Genomic DNA, 22,192 nt, shown 5'->3' on the forward strand with positions numbered 1-22,192 from the left:
AATTGTTGAAATTTTTACTTGAGATTTTACTCTTTTATCTTTTAAAGTATTGATTTTTTCTCCTATATCATATACCTTATTAATATAGGTGAATAATTGTTTTAGGTAACTTTTGTTCATCCTATCAGCATCCTTTTTTTAATGTGTTTGTGGTAAAACTATTATAAAAAGGATGCTTTTATTTTGCAAATTTTTTCTCTGTAGTTTCCAGCAAAAATCGGAAAATCTCAAATTTTTAGTGCTTATTCTGAAATTCTTATAAATCAACGGACTATCGCCCTAAAAAATTTTCAAGTGCTAAATTTCTGAGCTATTTGAAAAAAATCTACTATTTATTCATTGATAAATAATATAATTTTATTATAGATTAGAAAAAATTTTGCAAAAAATATTGCGTATTTTGTCGGATTTTGTTACAATTTAAATAGTTATCCCCCTGGTAACCTCAATTACCTCTATTCCCATTTATTATTCTGTGCTAAAAGGCTCTATTATAGAGCCTTTTTGCTTTTTCTTTTATTATCTTAAACAGTGTTTTTTTCCTATGACAAACACATCTTTCGTATATATTTAAAATCCTTTCATAATCTTTTTCTTCCTTTTTATTCTTTCTTTTTTTCCTATCAACAGTATAATTTAATCTTAAAACCATAACAATCAATCCTTCATCATTTTCTATAGATATTAAATCAAAAGGCTTTTTATATAATACTATTATTAATTTTTAATTTTATGATTTAAAAAATATAGCTATTTCATAATTTTATCAAATAAAAACTTTTTATGCTTTATAAAGCTACTATATGATAAAATAATAATGTCATTATATCTTCAAGGAGGATTGTAAAATGAAAAAAAAAGTTGCAGTTATTTTTACCGGCGGCACTATTTCAATGAAAATTGATCCTCGTATTGATGCTGCAATTCCTGCATTATCAAGCGAAGAAATTTTAGCTATGGTTACAAACATTGAAAAATTTGCCGAAATTGAAATCATAAACTTTGCTAAACTTCCAGGTCCACATATGACTCCAAACAAAATGATGGAATTAGCAAAATTAATTAAAGAAACAATAAGAAGAGATGATATAACAGGTGTCGTAGTTACTCATGGAACAGATACTTTAGAAGAAACTGCATATTTATTAGATTTAACAATAAAATCTGAAAAGCCAATCATCGTAGTTGGAGCTATGAGAAATGGTTCCGAATTAGGTTATGATGGTCCAAGTAATTTATCGGCTTCAATATGTACGGCTATATCTGAAAAGGCTAAAGGTAGAGGCGTTCTTGTAGTCATGAACAATGAAGTTAATGCTGCAAGTGAAGTAACAAAAACAAACACACTTTCACTAAATACTTTTAAATCGCCAGAATTTGGACCTTTAGGAATTGTAGACAATGATGAAGTAATATTCTACAGAGATATAATAAATCACGAACACATTGAAACCGATTCAATTGAACCTAAAGTAGCTCTAATAAAATGTGCTGCTGGTATGGATGATGACATTATCAATTTTTGTATTGAAACGGGATATAAAGGAATAGTTATTGAAGCCTTGGGTAGAGGAAATGTTCCTCCAGATATGGTAAAAGGTATTAAGAAAGCCATAGAAAACGATATCCCAGTCGTTATTGTATCAAGATGTCCAACTGGTAGAGTTCTAGATACCTATGGATATCCTGGTGCCGGTAGGACACTTAGACAATTAGGAGCTATATTTGGTAATAACCTTCCAGGTCAAAAAGCTAGAATTAAACTCATGTTGGCTTTAAGCATAACTAAAAATATGAATAAAATAAAGGAGATATTTGAAAAAGATATATATAAATAGGGCACTAAAGCCCTATTTCATTTTTATTATTCTAAGTCTATTTATTGCAGCTACAACTTCATAAGGACGAGGCATAGCTAAATTCCCAGCAGGGCTCCCCGTATAAGGAGAGATAATATCTAGACTTTTTTCTTCAATATCTTTATATACCCTTTTAATAATATCTTTTAAAGAAGTTTTATCATTTATATATCTGTCCCTAATATATTTGATAATATTTGCTATCGCTTCAGTTTGACTCGAATCTACAAGCTGCTCAACAAAAGATAAATCTATTAAAGTCTTACCATACATAATCTTGTCTATACCTTTTACCTTAATTTTATCTTTTCCTTTTATTTCTAAACTTCTTTTAATTGGAATTCTATTTTTTATTCTTCCAAAATCATTATTTACCTCTATCTTTCTTAAACTTCTGTACTCCTCACTAATTCTTTTTGCCTTATCCGTTACATCTTTAGGTTCGTAATTCTCCATCATAATTACACAATCTGCAACATCAAAATAATCTCCTGAACCTCCAACTACTAGTATTGTAGAAATTTTCATTTTTTCATATAATTGCCTAACTCTATCAATAAAAGGAGTAATCGGTTCTTTTTCTTTTGAAACTAAACTCTGCATTCTTCCATCTCTTATCATAAAATTAGTTGCACTGGTATCTTCATCTAATAATAATAAACTAGTCCCTATTTCTAACGCTTCCATTATATTGGCAGCTTGAGAAGTACTTCCACTAGCATTTTCGGTCGTAAAATCTTCTGTCGTCAATCCAAAAGGCAATTTACTAATAAATGGCGATATGTCTACATTTTCAATTTTTCTTCCATCTTCTGCCCTAATTTTAACGGCATCTTCTACTGTAAGTACAAATTCTCTTCCATCACCCGGTATATGATTATATACTCCTCTTTCAATAGCTTTTAATAGAGTAGATTTACCGTGATATCCTCCTCCTACGATTAATGTTACACCACGTTTTATTCCCATTCCTTTAATATGTCCCCTATTTGGCAGATTAAATTCTACTTCTAAAGACTTTGGCGACTTAAAAGGTATAACTTTTCTCCCTTTCATAGGTCTATCACTTATACCGCTTTCTCTTGGCAGAATTGAATCATTAGCTATAAAAGTTACCAGTCCTCTTTTTTTCATTTCTTCTCTTAAAAATATTTGATCTTCTATAAGATTAATATACTCAACCATCAAAGTCTTATTAAAATTGTCATATATTAAAGAATTTTCAACTATTTTGGGTATCTCATTAAATAGCATTTCTATTGCAATTTGAGCAAGTATTTTCCTTCCCCTTGCAGGAAGCCCAACAAAAAACCTCATTTCTATGTAATTTTCATTTATCTTAGCTGCTGTTCTCTCTAATATTTCCTGTCCTCCTACATCTATATGTATGAGACCACTTTTGCCAGTCCCTCTAATTCCTTTTGAAATACTTTTAATTTCTCTATGAAAACTTCTTATCAAAAAATCTTCTAATGCTATTTTTTTATATTTATTATCAAAATATTTTTTAGGAATTTTAGCTTTTTCAATTGAAACTCTTACTCTCATTCTGCTAGGTGAAGCAAACGGATCGCCTTGAACATAATCTATATAAAGTATAAAATCATCAAAATCATATTCACCTTGTATTTCTTTATATAATTTATATCCTTTATTATCTAATTGATTTATCCTTTTTCTTAAAAATTCCTTATCCTTCATGTAAACGCCTCCTATTTAAATCTGCTGGAAAAAGAGGACTTAAGTCTCTATTCTATAATATCAATTATCTCTATATCTCTTAATTTCATTAAATCAACAAAATCATCCTCTACTCTCACAACTGGTCTAGTAGGAATATTTTTATTTACATATACAATTTCACCTATAACTCCATTACTTAGCTTAACCAAATTACCAACATAGAATTTCGAAATATTATCTAAAAAAACAGTAGAAATCCTTGCATCTAGAACTCCAAATCTATTTTCAGATATAAGTTCGGCTACCTTAAATGGTGACTTTTTATCTTCATATATTCTTTTTGAAGTCATAGCATTGAAAATATCACAAACTGCAATTATTTTACCAAATTCGTGTATTTTATCTGATTTAAGTCTTAAAGGATACCCACTTCCATCTTCTCTTTCATGATGCTGTAAAGCCCCAAGAGCTGTATTCTGACTAATCCCAACAGTTTCCATAAGAATATTATATCCAAATATAGTATGCTTTTTTACAATATTAAATTCCATTTCATTCAACCTACTAGGTTTTTCAATTATATCTCTTGATACTCTCAACTTACCAATATCATGAAACAAACCTGACAACGCCAGTTGTTTTAATTCTCTCCATGTATATCCTAACCATTTGCCTAACATAATTGATAACATACAAACGGTTAAAGAATGTTGAAAAGTATAATCATCACTCTCTTCTATCTGTCTTAATCTACTCAATATGTTGTTACTGCTAGTTATTTCATCTATAATATCATTTACTTCATCACTTATTTCTGAAATTATAATTTTTTTCCCTAACTTCACATCTTTTAAAACTTTTTTGGTTTTTTTAGCTAAATTATCATATTTATCAATAAATGATTTTTGTTTATCTTGATTTACTTCTTTTATTTCTCCTGTTATTTCAAGAACATTTAAATAATTTATATTCATATTTTTCAAATGTAATATATTCTTTTTATTTAAAACTGTTCCACTCTTAAGTAATATATTACCAGTATTTAAATCCTCAATATCCTCAACTAAAACCATCCCCGGCATAACATCATCAATTTTTATAATACTCATACTATCCCGTTAGCTTAAAACTATTTTTTAAGCCAACGGCCTATACCCCCTTTCTTATATTTATATTTTCGATAATACTAATGTAAAATCCTTTAAATTGCAATTTTACAATATTATACAGTACATGCATGATAACTTCATTTCGCTGATTTTATAATTTACTGACTTTTATTATACCATAACTAAGAGTTTTATAAATTAAATAGGAGGTAAATGAATTAATTCATCTACCTCCTACTTAATTTTTTATACAATATATCTATACTCACCATTTTCATTTATATAAAAAAAATCTGAATAATTTATTTCAAATATATTTTTATTAATATGGGATATCTTTACTTTATTTTTAATTAAATAAGTAAATACTCCACAATATGATATATCTCCTTGAATTATTGCACCGTATATTATTCCATCTTTATGAATTATTTTCTTGTATGCATCCCTATACTCCTCTATATCCACATTATAACTTTCATCTGGAGCTTCTATTAAACCTAAAGAAACTGTTTGAAGTCCTAAAAAGTTCATAGAGTTCCTAAATCCAAAGTAATCCTCTAGCTCCCTATCTATTCCAGCCATATTGTAGCCTGCTACTATACCCTGTTTTACAGCCAAGGGCCATATAGAGCCTGTGCCACATACATCTCCCGCTGCATAGATATCTTCAACATTAGTTTCACATCTATTATTTATAACTATTCCCTTATTTATTTTTATAATACTTTCTTCTATAAAATCTATATTTGGTCTAACTCCTGTAGCAACTACTATCATTTCACAGTCTATAACTTCTCCAGTATTTAATTTTACTCCTTTTACTCTACTATTTTCATCTAATAATACTTCTTCTGCTCTAACTCCTTTTTTAATTTTAACTCCATTAGCTTCAAATAGTTTTTCATATCGTAAAGAAGCTCTTTCATCAAGCTGCATAGGAAGAATTTTTTTTGCCATTTCGACTAATGTAATATTTATATTTTGTTCTAAAAGCCCAACAACAGTATCTATTCCTACTAAACCCGCTCCTAATACTAATACATTTTTTGCATTTTTTGCTTCTTCCTTTATTTTAATAGCGTCTTCAATATTTCTTAAACCATAAATACCTTTACCTTCCCTTAAATTTTTAACTGGAGGCATAAATGAAGAAGAGCCTGTAGCTATTAAAAGCTTATCATATTCTAAACCTTCACCATTATCTAAAATAACCTTCTTTTTATTTATATCAAGTCTTTCTACTTTGGTATTCTTTATCCAATTGATTTTATAATTTTCTGAAAATCTTTTATCTACAAAATTAAGTTCTTCAATATTCTTTTTATCAGCTATTATATGATGGAGCATACACCTTGAATATATATATTTATCCTTTGAAACCATTGTTATATTTGCATCTTTATCCAATTCTCTAATAGTCTTAGCACAATTAACCCCAGCAGCACTTGCTCCTAAAATAACATATCTCATGCTACTCATCCTCCTCTATACTTAAACATCCGGTAGTACAACTTTCAACACATCTAGGTATTTCTCTATCCCCACACATATCACATTTTAATACTACCCTTTTCTCTACTTCATCAGCCTTTAGAACTCCATAGGGACATGCCATAATACACATGAAGCACGATGAACATTTTTCTTCATCATATAATACTAGTCCGCTTTTTTTATCTTTTGTCATAGCACCACTCATGCAAGTATATACACATTCTGGTTCTTCACAATGTCTACAAATAATTGGTGTTGGACATTTATTTTTATCAAGCTCTATATGATTTCTACTCCCATTAGATACGTCTTCTAAATCTAAATCATAAACGCTCTTTCCTTTTTTATTATGCTCATCCATACATGCAAGCACACAATTAAGACAGGCCATACACAAGTCTCTATCGACTTTAATTCTTTTTAGCACTGCAATCTCTCCTTTCACCCTATTGCTAATTGATTGTAAAGGGAAAATAGATTATGCTATTTCCCCTTCATCTTCTACAACTAGTCCTAGTGACTTTCTTCTTTCAATGACTATTTGTTCTAATTTATCTGCTGCTTTTTTTACATCATCTTCAAGGATTAACTGCCCTCCTGTCATATTAGTCAAAGTATTTGTTAAAACTTCAGTAACTAATTTACTACCCGTTATAAATGGAGGTATAGCTAAATGTAATGGAAGTCCCAATGCTAGCCCGAAGGCCCCATCGGCTAACGCTTGCTCTTCTAGCCATTGTGGCGCTGATAAAACTAATGGCAGTTCAGGTATATCTATACCTAATGCTTCTGCAAGCTCAGTAGCTACTATTTCAAGTCTACCTATAGCTAAACATGGCCCAAAATTAAGTACTGGAGGAATACCTAGACTTTCACATACTGATTTCAAGTTATCTCCAGCTAAACTTGCTGCCTTAGGTGACATTAAGCCTACATTTTCTAATCCACCACTTGAACAACCAGCTGATAATACGATAATATCTCTTTTGATTAGTTCTTTAGTAAGCTCAACAGTAAATACGTCATGTCCCATAGCTGTTAAGTTTGAACAACCTACTATTCCAGCAACCCCTTTGATTTTACCTTCAGCTATTAAGTCTATAAGTGGTTTCCATGTATTCCCTAAAAATTTTTTTAATGACTTTTCACTTACACCCGTAATTACGTCATCATGTCCATGGTCCTTTGGAATATCTATTTTTACTTTACACCTTCGATTTTTATAGCTTTCTAAAGCTTTATTTATGATGTATTCAGAAATCTCTTCTTCTTCATTCATGTTAAAATTTACATATTCTGCATTTGCCTTTTTAGCAACATCATCAAGACAAATCATTCCTACCATATACTTATCTGCTATTGGCTCTATACCTGGTAATGTACAGTTAAACTCTGATACTATATAATCAATAGCGCCTGTTGCTATAAGGCCTTCGCTTGTAAAATTATTACCTACATGTCCTGAAAATACTTCCTGATAATGCTGACCTCTAAGCTGCAAATCTTGACCTACACATGTACATCCAACTAATTTAAAGCCCTTTGCCCCTACGCTTCCTGCTAATCTCTTGATATCTTCATCGATTAATCTATCTTGTAAATGGGATATAACTGAATGTTGATGTCCAGTAATCATAATATTTATATAATCTTCATCTACAACCTTAAATCCTACTGATGCAGTTCTTATTACTGGCTCTCCAAGCATTACATCATTTAATAAATTTGTAAGAGTCAATCCATAAACCCCTGTACAAATACCAAGATTTAATGAATGTAATAACATATCAACTGGATCACTATTTAAATTAGTTGAGGTCTTTACTATGGCATCAAATACTTCTGATTTTGCACCACCCGGAAGTATATTTAATTCTTCCCATTTTTTGTATCTTGGTTTATAAGCCATTTTTTCAACTAATTCCATTTTTTCATGTCTTGCTTTATATAAATCATTTAAAACTTTGTCTGCTACTCTAATCGCCTTTTTATGAATATCATCTTCTTGAATACTAAATAACTCAGCTAATTCATTTAAAGTATTTATCCCTTTAATTTTTCCTTTCTTTTCTCCAACAGCTTTTAAGTTTCTAGCTGTAGTTTCAACAACATGTAAGTAACATGCAGCACCTGAAGCAACTGCTCTTAAAAAGTTTCTAGCTACTATTGTATCTGCAGTAGCACCACATACTCCCCTAGGTGATTTTGGAGTTATTCTACATGGCCCATTCGAACATAGTCTACAACATACACCTTGCTGCCCAAATCCACATTTAATACTTTGAGCTTGGACCCTATTAAATGAAGTTTCAACCTCCTTAGATAAAAGGAATTTTTCTAATTTTTTGTCAGAAGATCTACACATTTTCATAAATTATTCCTCCTTTTATACTATACTAATTTTGTATACTTTTTGTTGAATGTATACTAATTTAGTATAATTTTACCCATAGTAATATTTACTTATTCTTGTTAATTTTAATTTAATCATTTATAATCTATTGCTTCATTAAATCTCTAAAATTCACACTCTCAAGTTCCTCTATTAACTTCTTCCTCACTTTAAAAAGGGCTTTATGGATATCACAGGTATTGGTTCTATGAAGATTACAATACTTATCATCGTATTGGCACCTATTTACATAGATAGGCCCATCTATTGCTTCAATAACATCCTTTAATGTAATATTTTCTGGATTTCTATTTAATGAATATCCTCCATTTACCCCTCTAAAAGATTTTGTCAACCCAGCCTTAGTTAACTTTCTAAGTATTTTTAAAGTAAATCTAGTTGGTATATTTTCACTTTTGGATATATTTTTTGCATCTACTGTGGTATCCATACCAGCCTTAGAAAGAAATAAAATTATTCTTAAAGCATAATCTGCTTCCTGTGTTATCTTCATTTGTTCACTTCATCTCCAACAAAAGTATACTTGTTTAGTATATTTTTATGATAATATATCGTTATAAGTATGTCAATATTTTTTTATTATATTATCATAAAACTATTGTAAGAAGTTTCAAGAAATGCATTAGTTATACTTAAACAAAAACCTGAAGTTTTACTCAGGCTCAAGTTGTTGACAAAACAAAATATTTTATGAAAATAGCGCTCATGCGGACGAATTTAGAAAAAACTTAAGGCTTAAATTTTTGGAAAATCCTAACGCACCTAATCAAGACATCCTGTCTTGTAGGATGCTGGTTTGACATCCTGTCAAACCTACGGATTTTCTCAAAAATTTTCGCCTAGTTTTTTTACTAAATTCTTTCAAGCATTCGCTTTCATTTTCATAAAATATTTAAAAGAATAAGTTCATCAACAGTGTGAACCCGATTTTTTACTCAGGTTCAAATTATGCTAATCTCTGTAAATTAATATCCGATAGATTCGTCCATTTTCCACATTTATCTCCCCATCTAGCTATAACCTTATCTTCTGCTAATATTTGAATAACTTCACACATATTTGCACAATCATTACATTCAAACCCTTTAACTTTATAATCAATATCAGCAACTTCAAATCCTTTAAACTTTGAGCTTTCTTTTGACTTGACTTCGTTCCTAGCCAATATTGCTGATCCGATTGCTCCCATTACATCATAATGCTCTGGTACATATACCTCCATATCAAGAGCCTTTTCAAAAGCTCTTTTTATCCCTACATTCGCGGCGACTCCACCCTGAAATATAACTGGAGCAAGAATTTCCTTACCTTTTCCTACATTACTTAAATAATTTCTTACTAAAGCCTCACATAAACCATTTATGATGTCCTCTTGGTTATGTCCTAATTGTTGTTTATGAATCATATCTGATTCTGCAAATACTGCACATCTTCCAGCAATTCTAACAGGATTGTTCGATTTTAATGCTAATTCGCCGAATTCTTTTATATCTATTCCCAACCTAGCAGCCTGCCTATCTAAAAATGAACCAGTACCAGCTGCACATACTGTATTCATAGCAAAATCAGTCACTATACCATCTCTTAAAATAATAATTTTAGAATCCTGTCCTCCTATCTCTAATATTGTTTTAACATCAGGTATATAATTTAATGCTGCTACAGCATGTGCCGTAATTTCATTTTTTACAATATCAGCACCTATTAATATGCTTGCCAAATATCTTCCACTACCTGTCGTTCCTACACCCTTTACCTCTATTTCACCAATTTCCTCTTTTATCTCTTTTAATCCAAACTGAATAGCTTTTATTGGTTTTCCTTTAGTCCTTATATATTTTTTTACTACAACATTATTATTTTCATCCATAATAACAATATTTGTACTTACAGAGCCTACATCAACTCCTAAATAATACTCTTTCAAAATTCCTTTCCTCCCTTCTTCTCTTTAACAAATCAACAAATGCTTCTAATCTTGTAACATAACCCGTCTCACCGGTTAACTCGTCTACTATCAGAGTTAATATCGGAATATCATAATCCTTTCTAACAGTCTTAAGTATCGTTTCGGCTACTATTTCCGGCATACAAGAAAATGGCAAAAGCTGTATTACCCCATCATATCCTTTCTCTGCATACATAATTGCACTTCCAACAGTTTCTCTACCATGTCCACCAACCAATGTTCTTATATACGGTTTTGCTGCCTCCCAAGCCTTCTTTTCTTCACTTAATCCTAAAAAACTAGGTTTAAGATTATGCTCTACCCATCTAGATGTAGTTAAAAACTTATCTACCCAAACCCCCATATGTCCGAGTTTTCTCTCGATATCTAAATTAACATATGGCTCGATGACAGTATATATTTCGCCTACAATTCCAATTCTCAATGGACGCTTTGTATTATCGATTTCTACTTTTTCAAGCTCTTCAAAAGTTCTTCTTATTAGCTTTCTAGTTTCTATAACGCCTTTAACTTTCAAAACATCTTCACTGAACCTTTGCATAATTTCATCTACTTCATAACTATTCACAGCATACGCTCGTATTTTATTTGAAAATTCGAACAACTTATCTACTTCTTTTAATATAATTCTTCCTCTATTAAAACTCTTTAGCATCTTAATTGGGTTCTTTGTATTTACTGCTCTTGTTATATTATTTATTAGTTCTTTATAATTACCATCTGGAGGATCAAACACTATAATATCAACATCATATCCTAAATCCTTTAAAATCTCTCTCTCTATCACCGGATAAAAACCAAATCTACAAGGGCCACAACTACCAGTTATCAATATTGTATCTGCTCCTTTTTCTATACTTTCAATGTAATTACCTATATTAATTTTCAGAGGCAGACAAATTGATTCTGGCGAATATTTAGTACCTAATTCAAGCGTACGCTTACTGCATTTTGGCGGTACAACAACTTCTAATCCAAAATCTTCAAACATTGCTTTTACTGCGATATAAGTATTACCCATGTGTGGAAATGTAATCTTCATTTCTGTCCCTCCATATAATCATATCTATAAATGCCTCTAGTCTCGTATTAACTCCTGCTTCTCCTGAATGTTCATCAATAGTTACTAATGTGAATGGAACCTTATATTTTTTTGCCTTTCTGGATACCAAATCGATTAAAACAGAATCTAAACCACAGCCAAATGAAGATATATAAATTATCCCATCGACTGCTTTTTCCTCAATTAAATAAGAAGAAGCACCAACAATTTTTCTTCCAAAACTCCAAAACATCCTTTTAGGCAACTTGGATATATAATGATTTATTTTACCTATGTCTACAATATCTGGAGTTATTACTTTCATATTCTCTTTCTGTAATTTTTCAATGAGTTTCATACTTAAAAATTCATCATATAAATTGTATGAATGTCCTAAAACGAGAATTTTGTATTTGCTATTTTTCAGAGTTGTAATACTATTAACATATTTGTTATAAACTTTAATTGCTTCAATAGGAATTACCCCATTAGCTAACAACTTTCTGTATTCATTAAATCTGCTAATAGCTTTATCAAAAGCCAATTTTATTTTCTTATTGTCAGATGTGAAGATTTTACCAATTTCTATTACCGATTTATGTAAGTTATCATCAGATTTTAATAGGTTAATTTCCACATCTATAACTGGCGGTAAATTGTCAATCGAATTTATTACCATTTCAGGTAATCCTAATAATTTAGGACATAAATATTCTTTTTTATAAACACTAATAAATTTAGGTATAAATAAATAATCTACTTTATTTTTAAGCTCTTCTACATGGCCATGAAATACCTTTACAGGCAGACATGCTTCATCAACACAACTAGAAACTCCAGCATTTAATATAGATTTATTCGTATTTGAAGATAAAACTATTTCTGCACCTAATTCTGTAAAAAACTCTTTCCATAAAGGATAATACTCATAATAGAGTAATGCCCGCGGTATACCAATTTTATAAGACATAAAGCACCTCCTATCCAACTATTATTATGGGCAAATAATTTTATAAATAAACATTAAAATAAGCTAAAAAAAAGACTCCTTAATTGGAGTCTTTTTTTGGCTTATTTTGCTCATAGCTTATTATTAATTCAGCAATATTATATAAAGCTAACTGTAAATCTTCTTCAGAAGTATTTAATTTAAGTGAGTTTTCTAGATATTCAAAAAACTCTTCTGGGCTGTTAAATTGTCCATTCAAAGTGCTTAAAATTCTTCTCATTCTTACCTTTCTATAGATATTAGTCATATCTTTTAAATTTCGATCTATATATTGAATAAAATTATCAACCGCCTGCTCTAAATAATCATCAGATACAATTTTTAAATCACTTTCACTTAACGGTTTAATTTCTTCATATCCTAAATCCTTTAAATAGGAAACAATTTCTATCATTTCAATATAAAAATTATTCAAATAATCTTTACTTTCATCATTTTTTAGTTCTTTCTCCTTATCGTCTATCAATTTAATTAATTTATCTAAAGAGGCAATTATATAATTAACCTTTTCTTCACAAATCAATAATAATTCCTGTCGCTTTTCTAAATTCTCATCCTTCATCACTTCTTTAAATCGTTTTATTATTTCTGTAATATCTTCTCTATTTAAATCTTCAGTTAAATATTTTTTAGTCTTTTCAATCACTATAAATTTACTTACTATCGTTCCAAGACTACTTAACATCTCCATTAAATCGTATATCTCCAAAAGCAGCTTCGAAATCTCATCTTTTAATTTTTCTATTTCATTTAAGTTGGCAGTTTTAAAATCAAATTTTTTATATCCTTGTGTTTTTGTAAAGTAATAATCAAAACTCTTTCCATATTGTAATCTTAATGAACCATTAAACGTATTCTTTAACTCTTCTATATAGTCATTAACTTCTCTCTCACTAAAATCGTTTAGATAATTTAGCAAAGAAGTTCTTACAATATCATAAAATTTATGTTTAGACATTCTAAATGGTACTAATCGTATAATTTCATTAAGCTTTTCCTGAAATGTAATTCCATCTTCCATTAAAAATTCAAATACATCACTATAAAGCCTTTCAAAATTTACTGCCTTGTCCATATAATCATTATTTTCTTTTACTAATTCTTTACCCAATAACTGACTTGCAATTTCTAAAGAATATGACATTTCAGTAGCATAACTATCTAAACATCTAATTAAATCAACAATTTTATCTTTAAAATTTCTAAAATATTCTTCTCCTAATTTATCTTCAATATCACTTAGCCCTAATATTATTTCTATATTTAATGCTTTATCATTAATTTTTTCAAAATAATCTAAAACATTTTCGCCTTCTTTCTCAAGTTTTTCAAACAATTCCCGTTTTTCATCTACACTTCTATTAATTAATATTATGTCTCTAACTATATCATAGAAAGCTATAGCTCCAGCTTTTTTTAAAAATTCATTATATAAATTTTGTAAATCATTTTCTACCTGAACACCACTCTTTATATCTTTCACATTCTTTCTCCTTTCATCTATACTATGATTCTAGTTTAACTGTATAGCAAATTTATTTCAAGAAAAAAAGCAGCAAAAATGCTGCCTATAAATCATAATATAATCTGTACTCCATAGGATGAGGAATTATATTTATTTTCCTTGCATCTTCTCTAATTCTTCTTATATGATCAGTTATAAGCTCTTTAGTAAAAACACCACCTGCTAATAAAAATTCGTAATCTCTCTCTAATGCATCAGCCGCTTCATCTAATGATTTTGGTAGACTTTTAATCTTATTTCTTTCTTCTTCAGGTAAATCAAAAATGTTTACATCATAAGGGCCATAACCTTCTTTAACCGGATCTATTTTATTTATTATTCCATCAATACCCGCTAATAAAAGAGCAGAAAAAGCTAGATATGGATTAGCTGTTGCATCTGAAGGCCTAAACTCAAATCTCTTCTTCTCTGGTTTTTTAGCATAACCAGGTATCCTTATTACTGAACTTCTATTTGCAGTAGCAAAACATATACTGACAGGTGCTTCGTATCCAGGAACTAATCTTTTATAAGAATTTGTACTAGGATTTGTAAACGCAAGTAAGGCTGGAGCATGTTTCAAAATACCGCCAATATAATATAAAGCTGTTTCACTTAATCCAGAATATCCTTTTTCATCATAAAAAACTGGTTTACCATCTTTAAAAAGCTGCATATGTACATGCATTCCGCTACCAGCTTCTCCATATAAAGGTTTTGGCATAAAAGTAACAGTCTTACCTTCTTGTATAGCCAAATTTTTAACAACATATTTTAAAATTAAAGTCTTATCTGCCATTTCTCTTAATCTACCAAATTGAGTCTCTATTTCTACCTGTCCTGAACCTCCGACTTCATGATGATGATATTTTACAGATATGCCTAAATCCTCTAATTGCCTAGTAATTTTAGATCTAAAATCATTAGTGATATCCTTTGGTAAATCTACATGATAACCTTTTTGGAATTCTACCTTATATCCTAAATTCTGGTAATTTTTGTTCCCATTATTCCAATATGCTTGTTCAGTATCTATGTACACCTCTTGATGATTATTTTTGTTAATAAATGATATATGATCAAATACATAAAATTCAAATTCAGGGCCAATAATATATTCATCTGCAATTCCGGTTTTCTTTAAATATCTTTCTGCTTTTTCAGCAATATATCTAGGATCTGATTGAAATCTCTCATTTTTGTCTGTAATTTGATATATATCGGCAATCATACTCAATGTTGGTACTTCACAAAATGGATCTATAAAGCCTGTCCTAATATCGGGTTTAAAAATCATATCAGATTTTTCAACACTTAAAAAACCATAACTTGATCCATCGAAACCTATACCGTCTTCTAATATTTTTTCATTAAATCTCTCTACTGGTATCGACAAATGATGCCATCTTCCCGCTAAATCCACTACTTTAAAATCGATTATTTTTATTCCTTCTTTTTCACAAAAATTAACTACCTGACTAATGTCTTCAAACATAAGATCACCTCTTATTAAAGTTTTCTGTAATTTTATAATATTTCAAAGTTTCTGTGATGTCAAATAAGTTATAAAAGTGTTAAAAATTTTTAAAAAAAGTGGACAATGGCCACCTAGTCAGTTAAAAATTTATTGATTGCTTCATCTACATAATAAATCTTTTCTAAATCATCTATTTTACTTATACTAACCCATTTATATTCGCTATGTTCATCATTTAATTTAATATCCCCACCTTGATAATCACATAAAAACACTATAGTAATATACTGTTTAGTTTTCGTTTCATTAATGCCAGAACTAATACTTATTGGCCTTATAACTTTAACTTTCAATGAAGTCTCTTCAAAAATTTCCCTCTCTAGACTCTCTATAGGAAATTCTCCGAATTCTAATTTACCCCCGGGAATATCCCATAATCCACTTCCAAAAGAACCATCTTTTCGTTTGAGTAATAAAATTTCCTCCCCTTTTCTAATTAATGCTTTAGTAAGAACTCTAAACATAAAATCTTCCTTTCAAACATTTATATATTTCTAATGCTGAATTATTTTCAAATAATATTCAGATTGTGCCATAAGAACTCTTTTAATTGCTCCAATAAATTCCTTATCATATTTGTCTTTATCTAAAAGATAATGTTTATTTGCCTTTATAATTTCCCAACCATCTCTTAATACAGATTCTGCATTCTCAAATTCATTCATTTTATATTGTAAATAAGCCTTATTCATTATGAAATTCTTTAAGATTTCTATATTATCAGTATTTGGTAAATCTTGCTCGTATATCTTTATTGCCTTTTCATAATAACCTTTATTAACATATACTTTCGATTTTATAAATTGTATATTAAATTTAGTCATATCCTCTTTTGTAGAGATATACCATTTATCTAGATTTTTCATTAATTTATCAACTTCGATATTATGATTCAAACATTCTTTAAAAATTAACAAAGACTCATTATCGTCAATATCATCTCTCAATTGATAGTTGTCTAAAAGCTCAACAAGCAACTTTTGTTTCTCTTCTTCACTTACATTACCGAACTTTATTAAATAATAATTAATTCCTACAACATTGTAATAACTATCTTTTTTAAGCTCTCTAATTACTTTAATTGGCTCTTTAAGATATAAATGTTGTTCTTCAAATGGAATATAGCCCATTAAGCTGATATATTCTAATGTCGAAATAGCCTTCTTATACAATATATCTTTATCATCTAATTTTTTATCAGAATAATTTCCAAATAGACTAAAATTATCATCTAAAGTATAATCAATAAACTCTATATCATTTAGATACTCATTCATTAAATAATCCATATCATAATATACCCTTTTAATCAAAGTCGCCGCTTCGGATCTCGTTATATTATTATAAGGCCTAAATGTATTATCCTCGTATCCCTCAATTATTCCATTGTTTACTAATTTCTTAATTATATTAAAATATTTATAATTTGGTTTAATGTCTGTAAATTCTTTAGTTTTTTCCTCTATTGGCAATGTAGTGAAAAAGCTAGACAAAATTGTAGCTTCTTCTCTAGTAATATATTTATTAGGCTCAAATTTATTTCCAGGGAAAATATCTTTAAATTTTAAATTGACACTATATTTATCAATAAACTCTGCTACTGGTAAAATCTCTTTATAAGCCCAAAAATCACTGCTTAAATCTTCATAATGCAACGTATATTTATTGCTAGTAACATTAGTACTATTATCTGTTATAATAGATTTATTTTCTTCAGATTCTTTATTAACATCTGTATTATCAGTTCCTTTACCTACTACCTCATAATCAATCTCATTTTCAGTCATAGCATTATCATTAATTACTTTCTTCTCCTTTGCGGCTCTATATAGTATTGCAATATATTCTGCTCTAGTAATATAATCATCTGGCCTAAAAGTCCCATCAGGATAGCCATTAAAAAGGTTGGCTTCATTAGTAGCCCATAATATCGTATATTCTGCCCAATGGCCAAAAACATCTAAATAAAAAGTATCAGCGATTATAATACTACAGTTTACAAAAAATAAAGCAATAACTAATATATATGAAATTGCTTTAATCCTCCTCATAAGTAACCCCCCTTTACAGCCAACCCAGCATATGCTCTACTACCATATCTTCTCTTATTTATTATAACATACAATTAATCACTACATCTTTGATATTCATCAATTATACCCATAATTAACAAATCTACACTAAATTTCTTAAGAAAATTAATAAACACATTTTTAAGATCAACCTCATCCAATATACTTGGATGAAATCCTACTTCCATTCTGTTCATTATGTCTTTAACATGTCTGCTTAAATATAAAGTAAAATATCTATACGAAATATCTTCTATTAACAATTTGTAATTTTTTTGTTCTGTCAAATAAATTATCAACTTCTCTTTTAACTTTATCTCGTCAATTTTAAAAATTCTACCTATTACGGATTCTTCTTTCTGTATTATTTTCCCTTTTCTATACATACTCCAAGCTAATCCTAAATTCATTATACAATAAAGATTAATTAACCTTAAATCAAAAATAACTCCTTTTTCTTCCAATTCTATTATGCTATTTTTAATCAATTGAATAGTCGATTTTTTATCGCGTTCACTAAAATTATTTAGTGCAAGCATTAAATCATTCTCAAATCTATCAATACATATCCTTTCGGCTATTTCGGCTTTATAATCAGTCAATTTTAAAATACACACTCTATACGCCCCCTATTTGGGTTACATGAAAAATTATTTTAACCTATTTTTAATCGTTTCAACTTCATTATGTTCTAATTTATATAAGGTAAAAAAATACTTATCAATTTTCTCTATCTCTTCAATTATTTTAATTTGTAATTCTTCAATCTTTCTATTATCTACTTTATCTTTTAATAATCGATTAATATCGTTATAGTAACTTATTATTTTTTTGACTTTTTCAGAAACAAAATTAACATCTTCTCCTATCTTGATATTTAATTCCATTAATTTATTAGGATAAAAATCGTACATATTATCTCCTACTTTTTTCGCAACAGTTTTAAAATAGAATTCAAAAATTAATGAATTTAAAAAGCCTGTCAAATATTCCATTGTAATCTCATTTAAAAACATATCTTTTATCTTTATAATATATACATCGGCACTACAAAATAAATTATCATAATCTATCATGAACCTATTCGTTTCAGATTTGAATGGGAAAATAATTTTAGGTGATTTAAAAACTTCTAAATTTCTACCCCATTGAAGTTCATACCACTTCCTAATACCTTTAATACATTCTCTGCGTTTTTCTAACCTCTCTTTATATGGCAATATATGTTTTAATGTATTAGGATAATCATCTATATTGTCAATTAAATCTGTATATAATATATATTTATCTACTTCCGTTTTGGTATATTTTTGTATATAACTATTTTTTATCCATGGTTTTAAAATGTCACGTTCTAAATTACCTTCATCAATTTTTTCTGCATCTATAATAAATGCACTATCACAACCAGTTATTATACCTTGATAACTTTCACAAATATCCTTTAATTTATAATCTCCTTGAGAATCTATTTTTTCAAAGATTAACTTCTCTAAAGGATTTATAAATATCCACCCCTTATCAGCTAATTCAATAGATTTTACTTTAAACCTCTCATAAATAGCTTCATTCGCTATATCAAACTCATTTTTTTGATTTAACTTCTTCTTTAGTTTGTAAACATCAAAATTTGTATCATTCATCTTCCCCTTTATACATTTTATTATTAGTGGACTTACTCCAATTCCTCTAAATATTTTATATCCATTAAAATCAATTAATGATTCTATAGTAAAATTATTCTTAATGAATTTCCGCAAAAATTTTCCTGATGGCGATTCAATGAAATACCTAGATGTAATTAAAATTAATCTTCCATCTTCTTTTAGTAAATCATGCCCTTTCTTCACAAAACAAAATGAAATATCTGCTTTATCAGAAAACACATCATAATAATAATGTATTAATTTTTGTCTATAAATTTTATTAATCTTTTTATGCCCTATATAGGGAGGATTACCTATTACTAAATCAAACTTAATATCATTCAAAGAACTTTTATCCGATAACGAATTCAACAGATTCTTTTCATCGTCTAATAAAATGTCTTTTTTATATATATTCAATTTGAAACTATTAGATGTTGTATCCTTTAATAAGAGTGAAATAGTTGTCATATATACTGCAAATTCATCCACATCTGTTCCCCAAATGTTATTCCTTAATATAAATTCATGTATACCTTCATCTAATTGCATTTTAATTGCCGGATTTTCATAAATTATCTTTTCATAATTATTTTCCATTATAGATTTAATTTTTTCATAAGCCTCTATTAAAAAATAGCCACCACCGCAGGCTGGATCTATTACCTTAAAATAAGGATTCTTAATGATATACTCTTCTTTTATTCCTTCATCTATCATATATTTCACAATGCTTCTCGGAGTATATACCTGCCCTAATTGTTTTCTTTCTTTACTTGTTATAAGTTCTTCATAAAGCTTACCTAATGAAATTCTACATAATTCTTCACTCTCAAGTTTATTTAACAACGATACTATTTCATCTTTTTGTTTGCCTGTAAATATTACTTTTTTACCAAAAGATATTTCAAATTCTTTAAATTTTTCAGGAAGTCTTTCTATAGAATCATTGTTTAATATGTCATTTAAATCTTTTTCTGTTATTTTTTCTGATCTATAATATGAAATTGATAGAATTGCTTTACCTATATAGTAAATAATACCCTTTAATTTGCTTATATAAATATCTAATCCTTCGTTCTTGTATCTATATAGATATTTTTTAATAGCTTTTATTAATTCTTTTTCATAAGCTTTGTTTTTCATTATTATACCTCCACTCAAAAAATGAGGCAAAGAGCCTCATTGTTGCCTTCCTCGTTAATATTTTGTATTACGATTTATCATATCTATATTATAATATAAAAGTACAGTCATATCATTATTAATAATTCTTAAGGAGAGATTTATATGGAAATTATCACAAATTCTGTTCAAGAACAAATAAAAATACCTAATTACTTAAAAACAGTTATAGACAATAGAAATTTCTGCTTCTTGGATATTGAAACAACAGGATTTAATCGTGAAAAGGACAAAATTATCTTAATAGGAATAATGTATTTTAATAATAATGAAATTAAAATTAGTCAGTTTTTTGCTAATTCATTAGAAGAAGAAAAGGAAATCCTCAATAAGTTTGCAGAATTTATCGCTCAATTTGATTTGTTTTTTACTTTTAATGGTAATATATTCGATATACCATTTATAAACAGTAAATTCAGACAGCATAAATTAGAATATTTCATCGATACAAATAATAGTATCGATTTACTTAAAGTAGTAAGAAAACATAAAAATATTTTAGGTTTAAACAATTGTAAACTTAAAACTGTAGAAAAATATCTCGGAATTAATAGAGAGGACAAGATTTCAGGTAAAGAAAGCATTAAAATGTATTTTGAATACTTAAAAACAAAGAATGAAAGCATAAAAAAGATAATTCTTAAACATAACTACGAGGATATTTATTATCTCCATAAATTACTTAACATATACGAAATAATAGATAATTTAAATAATTTAAATCTAACTATCAACCTTAATAATTATAATATTAACTTTAGTTTTGATTTAAATAATATATCTATTAAAGAAAATAATCTTACTCTCACAGGTATAACATCTAAATGTACTCTGCCAAATTATATATACTACGAAGATGGTTTCAAACTTGAATGGATTGCAAAAGAAGGAAATATAAATATATCTTTTATTGTTAATATTGGAATGTTAACAGATAATAAAAAATGCTACTATTTAAATAAAGATGATTACTCTTTCGCTATTACTTCTATCGATGAAACTAACTACAATATCCCTGAAAATTATATCTTACTAAAAATAGAAGATAAAATAATTAAAAAGAACTTGCAAAATGTTGTTTATGAAATATTAACGAACGTAGTAAAATAAAACTCCCTATCGTGAACATACGATAGGGAGTTTTGTTGGTGCCCAGAGGCGGAATCGAACCACCGACACGGGGATTTTCAGTCCCCTGCTCTACCGACTGAGCTATCTGGGCACGAACTAATATCATTAGAATTCAAAGTGTAAAATTTAAAATTCAAAATTATCTTTCTAATTTTTCATTTTACATTTTCAATCTTCAATTCCTTGCTTTAGCAAGGATATTATGGTGGGCCCTCAGGGACTCGAACCCCGGACCTGCCGGTTATGAGCCGGACGCTCTAGCCAGCTGAGCTAAGGGCCCTTACTGGCGGAGAAGGAGGGATTTGAACCCTCGCGCCCCGTTAGGGACCTACTCCCTTAGCAGGGGAGCCTCTTCAGCCACTTGAGTACTTCTCCACTTCATATCTGGCGGAGAGGGTGGGATTCGAACCCACGGCCCGCGCAAGCGAGTCACTGGTTTTCAAGACCAGCTCCTTAAACCACTCGGACACCTCTCCTTAATTTTGGTGACCCATCCGCGACTCGAACGCGGGACACCCTGATTAAAAGTCAGGTGC

At 29.0% G+C, this 22,192-nt stretch carries 18 protein-coding genes and 4 tRNA genes; 2 read left to right on the top strand and 20 right to left on the bottom strand.

Annotated elements, in window-relative coordinates; genetic code table 11:
* Nucleotides 1-478: 478 nt before the first annotated feature.
* Nucleotides 479-652 carry a hypothetical protein gene (locus tag BUB51_RS13085; protein WP_159430398.1) on the bottom strand — a complete coding sequence of 58 codons (174 nt, stop codon included), beginning with the start codon at nt 650-652 and terminating at the stop codon, nt 479-481.
* Between the two features lie 196 nt (nt 653-848).
* Between BUB51_RS13085 and BUB51_RS07150 the strand changes: the two genes are divergently transcribed.
* Nucleotides 849-1,838, top strand: coding sequence for an asparaginase (locus tag BUB51_RS07150; protein ID WP_073196620.1), 990 nt, complete (start codon nt 849-851; stop codon nt 1,836-1,838).
* 12 nt (nt 1,839-1,850) lie between these two features.
* Here BUB51_RS07150 and BUB51_RS07155 read toward each other — a convergent pair whose 3' ends face one another.
* The 15 genes from BUB51_RS07155 to BUB51_RS07225 form a co-directional block, all read right to left on the bottom strand.
* Complete coding sequence (locus BUB51_RS07155; RefSeq protein WP_073196622.1) at nt 1,851-3,560, bottom strand: ABC-ATPase domain-containing protein; 1,710 nt, start codon at nt 3,558-3,560, stop codon at nt 1,851-1,853.
* Nucleotides 3,561-3,607: 47 nt separating this feature from the next.
* On the bottom strand, nt 3,608-4,651 hold the full coding sequence (locus BUB51_RS07160) for an HD-GYP domain-containing protein (protein WP_073196624.1): 1,044 nt from the start codon (nt 4,649-4,651) through the stop codon (nt 3,608-3,610).
* A gap of 246 nt (nt 4,652-4,897) precedes the next feature.
* Complete coding sequence (locus tag BUB51_RS07165; protein WP_073196626.1) at nt 4,898-6,124, bottom strand: NAD(P)/FAD-dependent oxidoreductase; 1,227 nt, start codon at nt 6,122-6,124, stop codon at nt 4,898-4,900.
* A gap of 1 nt (nt 6,125) precedes the next feature.
* Complete coding sequence (locus BUB51_RS07170; RefSeq protein ID WP_278294229.1) at nt 6,126-6,575, bottom strand: 4Fe-4S dicluster domain-containing protein; 450 nt, start codon at nt 6,573-6,575, stop codon at nt 6,126-6,128.
* A 51-nt stretch (nt 6,576-6,626) separates the two neighbouring features.
* Nucleotides 6,627-8,519, bottom strand: a complete 1,893-nt coding sequence (gene cooS / locus BUB51_RS07175) for an anaerobic carbon-monoxide dehydrogenase catalytic subunit (protein ID WP_073196628.1) — start codon at nt 8,517-8,519, stop codon at nt 6,627-6,629.
* Nucleotides 8,520-8,646: 127 nt separating this feature from the next.
* Nucleotides 8,647-9,054 (bottom strand): RrF2 family transcriptional regulator, encoded by a 408-nt coding sequence (locus BUB51_RS07180; protein ID WP_035164195.1) that lies wholly within the window; start codon nt 9,052-9,054, stop codon nt 8,647-8,649.
* Nucleotides 9,055-9,507: 453 nt separating this feature from the next.
* Nucleotides 9,508-10,488 carry an acyl-CoA dehydratase activase gene (locus BUB51_RS07185; RefSeq protein ID WP_073196630.1) on the bottom strand — a complete coding sequence of 327 codons (981 nt, stop codon included), beginning with the start codon at nt 10,486-10,488 and terminating at the stop codon, nt 9,508-9,510.
* Entirely contained in the window at nt 10,463-11,572 is a 1,110-nt protein-coding gene (locus BUB51_RS07190) for an acyl-CoA dehydratase activase-related protein (protein ID WP_073196631.1), read from the bottom strand. The genes BUB51_RS07185 and BUB51_RS07190 overlap by 26 nt, the downstream gene beginning before the upstream one ends.
* On the bottom strand, nt 11,544-12,542 hold the full coding sequence (locus tag BUB51_RS07195; protein ID WP_073196633.1) for an acyl-CoA dehydratase activase-related protein: 999 nt from the start codon (nt 12,540-12,542) through the stop codon (nt 11,544-11,546). Before BUB51_RS07195 ends, BUB51_RS07190 begins: the two co-directional genes overlap by 29 nt.
* Before the next feature lie 79 nt (nt 12,543-12,621).
* Nucleotides 12,622-14,064 carry a DNA topoisomerase VI subunit B family protein gene (locus tag BUB51_RS07200; RefSeq protein WP_073196634.1) on the bottom strand — a complete coding sequence of 481 codons (1,443 nt, stop codon included), beginning with the start codon at nt 14,062-14,064 and terminating at the stop codon, nt 12,622-12,624.
* A gap of 85 nt (nt 14,065-14,149) precedes the next feature.
* A complete protein-coding gene (gene glnA, locus BUB51_RS07205; RefSeq protein ID WP_073196635.1) occupies nt 14,150-15,580 on the bottom strand; it encodes a type I glutamate--ammonia ligase in 1,431 nt (476 codons plus the stop codon).
* A gap of 113 nt (nt 15,581-15,693) precedes the next feature.
* Entirely contained in the window at nt 15,694-16,086 is a 393-nt protein-coding gene (locus BUB51_RS07210; protein WP_073196637.1) for an NUDIX domain-containing protein, read from the bottom strand.
* Between the two features lie 30 nt (nt 16,087-16,116).
* Complete coding sequence (locus tag BUB51_RS07215; protein WP_073196639.1) at nt 16,117-17,673, bottom strand: S-layer homology domain-containing protein; 1,557 nt, start codon at nt 17,671-17,673, stop codon at nt 16,117-16,119.
* 74 nt (nt 17,674-17,747) lie between these two features.
* Nucleotides 17,748-18,311: a hypothetical protein gene (locus tag BUB51_RS07220; RefSeq protein WP_073196641.1), complete on the bottom strand. Its 564-nt coding sequence runs from the start codon at nt 18,309-18,311 to the stop codon at nt 17,748-17,750.
* A 33-nt stretch (nt 18,312-18,344) separates the two neighbouring features.
* Nucleotides 18,345-20,486: an N-6 DNA methylase family protein gene (locus BUB51_RS07225; protein WP_083599547.1), complete on the bottom strand. Its 2,142-nt coding sequence runs from the start codon at nt 20,484-20,486 to the stop codon at nt 18,345-18,347.
* A gap of 144 nt (nt 20,487-20,630) precedes the next feature.
* Here BUB51_RS07225 and BUB51_RS07230 point away from each other — a divergent pair, with 144 nt between their 5' ends.
* Nucleotides 20,631-21,635 carry a ribonuclease H-like domain-containing protein gene (locus BUB51_RS07230; RefSeq protein ID WP_073196643.1) on the top strand — a complete coding sequence of 335 codons (1,005 nt, stop codon included), beginning with the start codon at nt 20,631-20,633 and terminating at the stop codon, nt 21,633-21,635.
* Between the two features lie 36 nt (nt 21,636-21,671).
* Here BUB51_RS07230 and BUB51_RS07235 read toward each other — a convergent pair.
* The 4 genes from BUB51_RS07235 to BUB51_RS07250 all read right to left on the bottom strand — a co-directional run bounded on the left by BUB51_RS07235 (nt 21,672) and on the right by BUB51_RS07250 (nt 22,132).
* A tRNA-Phe gene (locus BUB51_RS07235) sits at nt 21,672-21,747 on the bottom strand.
* Between the two features lie 112 nt (nt 21,748-21,859).
* Nucleotides 21,860-21,936, bottom strand: a tRNA-Ile gene (locus BUB51_RS07240).
* 4 nt (nt 21,937-21,940) lie between these two features.
* A tRNA-Ser gene (locus BUB51_RS07245) sits at nt 21,941-22,031 on the bottom strand.
* Nucleotides 22,032-22,041: 10 nt separating this feature from the next.
* A tRNA-Ser gene (locus BUB51_RS07250) sits at nt 22,042-22,132 on the bottom strand.
* Nucleotides 22,133-22,192 lie beyond the last annotated feature (60 nt).

Source organism: Caloranaerobacter azorensis DSM 13643 (assembly GCF_900129995.1).
In the GTDB taxonomy this organism is placed as follows: Bacteria; Bacillota; Clostridia; order Tissierellales; family Thermohalobacteraceae; genus Caloranaerobacter; species Caloranaerobacter azorensis.